Annotated in this window: 7 protein-coding genes and 1 tRNA gene; 3 read left to right on the plus strand and 5 right to left on the minus strand. The window is 57.3% G+C overall.

What is annotated here, in order from left to right; genetic code table 11:
* Positions 1–762 (plus strand): imidazole glycerol phosphate synthase subunit HisF, encoded by a 762-nt coding sequence (gene hisF / locus NWQ23_RS12195; RefSeq protein WP_306166641.1) that lies wholly within the window; start codon positions 1–3, stop codon positions 760–762.
* Positions 759–1,067: a phosphoribosyl-ATP diphosphatase gene (locus NWQ23_RS12200; RefSeq protein WP_306166642.1), complete on the plus strand. Its 309-nt coding sequence runs from the start codon at positions 759–761 to the stop codon at positions 1,065–1,067. Before hisF ends, NWQ23_RS12200 begins: the two co-directional genes overlap by 4 nt.
* Before the next feature lie 44 nt (positions 1,068–1,111).
* On the opposite strand, the gene NWQ23_RS12205 is transcribed toward NWQ23_RS12200, so the two are convergent.
* The 5 genes from NWQ23_RS12205 to rlmB form a co-directional block, all read right to left on the minus strand.
* Positions 1,112–2,434, minus strand: coding sequence for a serine/threonine-protein kinase (locus tag NWQ23_RS12205; RefSeq protein ID WP_306166643.1), 1,323 nt, complete (start codon positions 2,432–2,434; stop codon positions 1,112–1,114).
* Between the two features lie 268 nt (positions 2,435–2,702).
* Positions 2,703–3,176, minus strand: a complete 474-nt coding sequence (locus NWQ23_RS12210) for a CoA-binding protein (RefSeq protein WP_306166644.1) — start codon at positions 3,174–3,176, stop codon at positions 2,703–2,705.
* A gap of 181 nt (positions 3,177–3,357) precedes the next feature.
* Positions 3,358–3,807, minus strand: coding sequence for a YHS domain-containing (seleno)protein (locus NWQ23_RS12215; RefSeq protein ID WP_306166645.1), 450 nt, complete (start codon positions 3,805–3,807; stop codon positions 3,358–3,360).
* 97 nt (positions 3,808–3,904) lie between these two features.
* On the minus strand, positions 3,905–4,228 hold the full coding sequence (locus tag NWQ23_RS12220; protein ID WP_306166646.1) for a hypothetical protein: 324 nt from the start codon (positions 4,226–4,228) through the stop codon (positions 3,905–3,907).
* Between the two features lie 16 nt (positions 4,229–4,244).
* A complete protein-coding gene (gene rlmB / locus NWQ23_RS12225) occupies positions 4,245–5,021 on the minus strand; it encodes a 23S rRNA (guanosine(2251)-2'-O)-methyltransferase RlmB (RefSeq protein WP_306166647.1) in 777 nt (258 codons plus the stop codon).
* Between the two features lie 125 nt (positions 5,022–5,146).
* On the opposite strand from rlmB, the gene NWQ23_RS12230 reads away from it, so the two are divergent.
* Positions 5,147–5,230: transfer RNA gene (locus NWQ23_RS12230), tRNA-Tyr, on the plus strand.
* Positions 5,231–5,267: the final 37 nt, after the last annotated feature.

Here is a 5,267-nt window from a genome sequence, read left to right on the forward strand (position 1 = left end):
ATGTTGAAAACCCGGATCATCCCCTGCCTGGATGTGGCCGAAGGCCGTGTCGTCAAAGGCGTCAACTTTGTTGATCTGGTCGATGCAGGCGATCCTGTGGATGCGGCTATTGCCTATAATGCGGCGGGCGCGGACGAGCTGTGCTTTCTCGATATCATGGCAACGCAGGAAAACCGCGGGACGATGTTTGACCTGGCCACACGGACAGCCGAACAATGCTTTATGCCACTGACCATCGGCGGCGGTGTGCGGACGCACCACGATGTGCGCGATTTGTTGTTGGCGGGTGCAGATAAAGTCAGCTTCAACTCTGCCGCAGTCGCCAATCCGGACGTTGTCGCAGAGGCCGCTATGCGCTTTGGGTCGCAATGCATCGTGGTCGCGATTGACGCCAAAACCGTGGCCCCGGGCAAATGGGAAATCTTCACCCACGGCGGCCGGCGCGCGACAGGCATTGATGCGGTAGCATTCGCGCGGACGGTTGTTGAAAAGGGCGCCGGAGAAATCCTGCTGACCTCGATGGATCGCGACGGGACCAAGGCCGGGTTCAACCTGCCGCTGACGCGCGCGATTTCGGATGCGGTCAACGTACCGGTGATTGCCTCTGGCGGTGTCGGCACGCTTGATCACCTTGTCGAAGGCGTCACAATTGGCGGCGCATCCGCCGTGCTGGCCGCGTCTATCTTTCACTTCGGCACCTACACCATCGGCGAGGCCAAGGCTCATATGGCCGCCGCCGGCATCCCCGTGAGGCTGACATGAATCTGCAAGACCTTGCCGCAACCATCGCCGCCCGCAAAGACGCTGATCCCGACAGCAGTTGGACGGCAAAACTGTTGTCCCAGGGCCCGGAAAAATGCGCCGAGAAATTTGGCGAAGAGGCGATTGAGGCGATCATCGAAGCCGTCAAAGGCGACAAAACCCGCCTGACATCAGAAGCCGCCGATGTGCTTTATCATCTGCTGGTGATGCTGGCCGCCTGTGACGTGACACTGGACGACGTGCTAGCCCAATTGGCCGCACGCCAAGGCACGTCCGGCCTTGCAGAGAAGGCCTCGCGCGGTTGACACAAGGTCATCAGCGCCGGATCGGATGACCCAAGGCTCTTTGGCTATGCCAGCCTGCGCGCGCTCCAGTCGGCATTGGCGCGCGGCTGTGCCGCATGTTCCTGTGAATGGCGTTGCTGGGCCTCCAAAGCCTCTTGTCTCGCCATGCGGGCTGCTTCTGCCAACCGCGCCTGATGCGCGGCATGTGCCACCGCTGCCGCCGCAGCTGCCTGTTCTTCACGCTGGCGGCGGGCCGCCTCTTCTGTCTCGCGATTAAACTCCTCGACCCAAGCAGGTCTGAAAGATTTTTCGGCCGCGACTGGCTCTGGCTTGCGCGGCTTCTCGATTTCTTGCGGTGGTGTGTTGAACACATGCTTGTTGGTCTCAGAGACCAGCTCGCTAAGCGTTTTGCTCAGACTGCGGGACTCGGGGATCTGGACTTCCTTGACCTTCTTGCGGTCCTGCTCGATCAGTTTCAGCCAATCCTTGGCCGACTGGACACGGTCCTTTGGCGGCACACACATGGCGGTATCAATCGCCTCGAGGAATGTCCGCTCGTATTGCGGGAAACGGCCCACAAGCGGCACGTAGGGGTCGGGTTTCCCATCGGTCAGCTCGGCCACACGTGTCTGGCTGTTGGGAGGAGCCTCTCCTGAAATCAGATGGTACATCGTTGCCCCAAGCGCATAAAGATCGCTGCACGGCGCCTGCTTTCCACCGGTCACGTAGAATTCATGTGGCGAATAGCCGTCTTTGACGACAAGCATCGTCGACACATCCCTTGTTTTTGTGCTGGCGTCCTCACGCGCAGCGCCAAAATCGATCAAGACAGGGCTGCCCCATTTGTCGAGCAGGATATTATCGGGCGAGATATCACGGTGCAGCAGGTCATTGCGGTGAACCAGATCGATCGCATCAAGGGCCTTGACCAGAATTTCGCGCACCTGATCAGGCACCAGCGCTTCGTGATCGTCGTATATGATGTCCATCAGATCGCGGCCGTGGATCAGGTCCAGAACCATATAGGCTGTCTCATTCTCTTCAAAGACCTGATGGACCCCGACAATATTGGGATGCCGTAGCTTGGCGATACTGCAGGCTTCGCGCATGAACATATGCACGATCTTGCGGAACGGTGATTCATTCCTGGCAGAACTGACACGGACCTGATTGCCAAAGCGAAAGCACAAGGATTCCGGAAAGCATTCTTTTATGACGACATTCCGCTCCAGATAGATGTCTTGCGCGAGGTAGGTTATTCCAAAGCCGCCGCTGCCGATTTGGCGCACGATCTTGAACTTGCCATCAAGCAAGTCAGCCCCCATCGGCAAGCCTGACACTTCGACATCATACGATTCAGAGCGATCAATTATCCTGGTTTCTTCCATGGGACATCCGTTGCCTCGAATTGGACAGGGAAACATTCTTACTGGTCATGGAACCCACCGATCTGGGCACAGCTGCCACTGCGCTGTCAATGGTGAAGCATTTGCAATTTGATTATTCGAAATTTACCTACTTTCAGACAGGCAGCGCATCTTTCTCTTTTAAATAATTGATTTAAAAGAGTTATTACTTAAAAATTCGGCGTGAATTGCTTTGGCAGAGCCACCTGATCACAGCATGATGACAGAAGGTTGCTGGCGTAAACCCGTTCTAAAGCGACAGCTTTGACGAGATGATTCCCGTCGCGAATCCGCCCATCCGCAACTCGCCATGCAAGCGCTGGTACTCGATCTTTGGACAGCGGTCCTGGATAACGTCCACTCCGCGTGCCTGCGCGGTCGCGGCCGCCTCGGGATGCATCACACCGATCTGCATCCAGATCGTTTGCAATGCGGGCCAGCGATCAAGAGAGGCCGTGACGATCTCTGGCACAGCCTCTGAACGGCGGAATATATCAACCATATCAACATCTTCTGGTATGTCCGCCACATCGGCATAGACGGTCTCACCCAAAAGACTCTGCCCTGCAAGACCGGGATTGACCGGAATAACGCGATAGCCTTTCAGACCAAGGTAGCGCGCAACGTAATAGCTTGGACGCACCGGATTGGCAGAAATGCCGACCACAGCGATCGTTTTGGTACGGGCAAGAATTTCGCGCAGATGCGCATCTGTGTAAGTCATGCGCCTATCCTAGCCTGCCTTGCGCAGACAAAAAAGCGCCCGGATCAACTCCGGGCGCGAGGTATGGAACGAGGGACAGTGAGGAAAGACGGGCGAGTTCCAGCGCCACGCCTCTATTTGATATGTATGTAGCGTCCTTGCCCAAAAAAGCGCCGCTCAGCGAAACGTGAAGCGGTGTGTTTCACCGGCACAATGCTGCGGGCCAATGGGAATCAGCCTTTACAATCAATGGCGCCGGATCTTGCAGCCAGAGATCGCGTGCTGCGAGCGATCTCGTGAAATAGAGCTTGTCGTCGTAGATCGCCCAAGCTTCGGGCGAACCTTCTATAACGCGACCCTCGGACATCATCACCGCACAGTATCCGCCAAACTGCGGCGAAAACCCAACTGGATCCCTTTCAAACACTGCCAAGTTCTGCTCGGAGGCAAACCGCCAAACCACGTTGCGCCACATCAAACGGTGCGCATCAGATCCAGCAACGGCTTGCCCATCACGAAAATAGCCGACCGGATCAAAGCCACCGATGGCTTGCCCGCTCTCACTGGAAACAGAAGGGCAACCGGCGAAGGCTGGCGATGCCGCAAGGGGGGTTGCTACAAGGCAGCCAAGCAATCTTCGACGGTCGATCATAAGCCAATATCCCAGCAAGAGGTTGTGTCCTCAAGATGGAGAAAGAACGTTCCCCTGCCTACCCACCTCGCCAAGCCGTGAGCGAAGGTGACCGGCGCTAGTCAAAGACTTCGTCGACGACATCCTCGATAACGTCCCACAGGCCTGACATCACACGGCGACCGAAGCTCTTGGTCTTACGGCGTTTTTTCGGTCGGGCGACATCGTAATCGGGGTACCTTTCGGCACGATGACGATTGGCCGGGTGTGCCGGCGCTGGTCTGGGTGTCGCAGCCTCCACGGTTGCTTTTGGTAACATTTTGAGGGCACGCAAAGGTGCGCCACAGTTGCCACAGGTCAATTCGTGCCGGTCTTTGCCACGCAGAACCAAAGCCGCCTTGGTGCCGCAATAGCAGCAGGTTGCAATTTTCGTGGCACCCATCGTCGCGTCCTTGCCGTTATGCTTTCACTGCATATAGGGCGACAGCGGCCGCATTTGAGACGTTGAGCGAACCAAATCCGGCAGCCGCGTCAATCCGTACCAGCTCATCACAGGTTTCACGGGTCTTTTCGCGCAAACCCGGGCCTTCGGCACCCATCACAAGGGCAACTGGCCGATCTCGTTTGCCATCAACGGCCGCCTCGATCGTCCGCTCTGCTTCACCGTCAAGACCCAAGACCAGGTATCCCATGCCCTTGAGTGCCTCTATTGCATCGGCCAGATTGCGCACCCGCAGATACGGCTGGCGTTCCAACGCGCCACTGGCTGTCTTTGCCAAAGCGCCGGTTTCCGGGGCAGAATGGCGTTGTACCGCAACAACCGCCCGCGCACCGAAAACCTCTGCCGAACGCAGGATAGCGCCCACGTTATGGGGGTCGGTGACACGGTCCAGCAGGACAATACGCGGCGGCATCGGCCCTTCGCCCAGCGCCACATCTTCGAGACTGCCCCAATCCAGCGCCTTGACTTCAAGGGCAGCGCCTTGATGCACAGACTGCGGATCAAGCGGGGCCGCAAACTTGCGGGGATCAGAGATTTCAGGCTCCAAGCCGCTCTGGCCTACAGCATCGCCAAGACGTTCCAGCGCATTACGCGTCACGACAAGCCGCACTTTGATACGCGCCGGATTCTCGAGCGCATCGCGGACCGCATGGATCCCGAAAAGCCAGATGGTTTCCTGTGCGGCCATCCGCTTGGCTTGTTCTTTTTCAATCACCCATTTTGGCTTTTGCATAACATTTCCACTACGTGTTTCAGCAAGGGCGATACCCGACATTGCACTGGCTGTGAAGGGGATCGCAAAAGCAGCCACTTTTGCAGTTGACGCCCCATTGGGCCACAGGTAAGCAGCCGTTCAGTGGGCGACAGGCCGCAAGGTGTGGCAGGGGACTGTAACTCCCTCGAGGCGACTCACGCCTGGTTCGATTCCAGGGTCGCCCACCAATCTTCTTGAACAGTGACTTAGATGCGAAGTGCGATC

The sequence above is a fragment of the Yoonia sp. genome (assembly GCF_030731595.1).
In the GTDB taxonomy this organism is placed as follows: Bacteria; Pseudomonadota; Alphaproteobacteria; order Rhodobacterales; family Rhodobacteraceae; genus Yoonia.

Coding starts and splice junctions, on each gene's coding strand:
- NWQ23_RS12220 (WP_306166646.1), bottom strand. CDS start 4,228: ATGGGTGCCACGAAAATTGCAACCTGCTGCTATTGCGGCACCAAGGCG.
- NWQ23_RS12210 (WP_306166644.1), bottom strand. CDS start 3,176: ATGACTTACACAGATGCGCATCTGCGCGAAATTCTTGCCCGTACCAAA.
- NWQ23_RS12200 (WP_306166642.1), top strand. CDS start 759: ATGAATCTGCAAGACCTTGCCGCAACCATCGCCGCCCGCAAAGACGCT.
- NWQ23_RS12215 (WP_306166645.1), bottom strand. CDS start 3,807: ATGATCGACCGTCGAAGATTGCTTGGCTGCCTTGTAGCAACCCCCCTT.
- NWQ23_RS12205 (WP_306166643.1), bottom strand. CDS start 2,434: ATGGAAGAAACCAGGATAATTGATCGCTCTGAATCGTATGATGTCGAA.
- rlmB (WP_306166647.1), bottom strand. CDS start 5,021: ATGCAAAAGCCAAAATGGGTGATTGAAAAAGAACAAGCCAAGCGGATG.
- hisF (WP_306166641.1), top strand. CDS start 1: ATGTTGAAAACCCGGATCATCCCCTGCCTGGATGTGGCCGAAGGCCGT.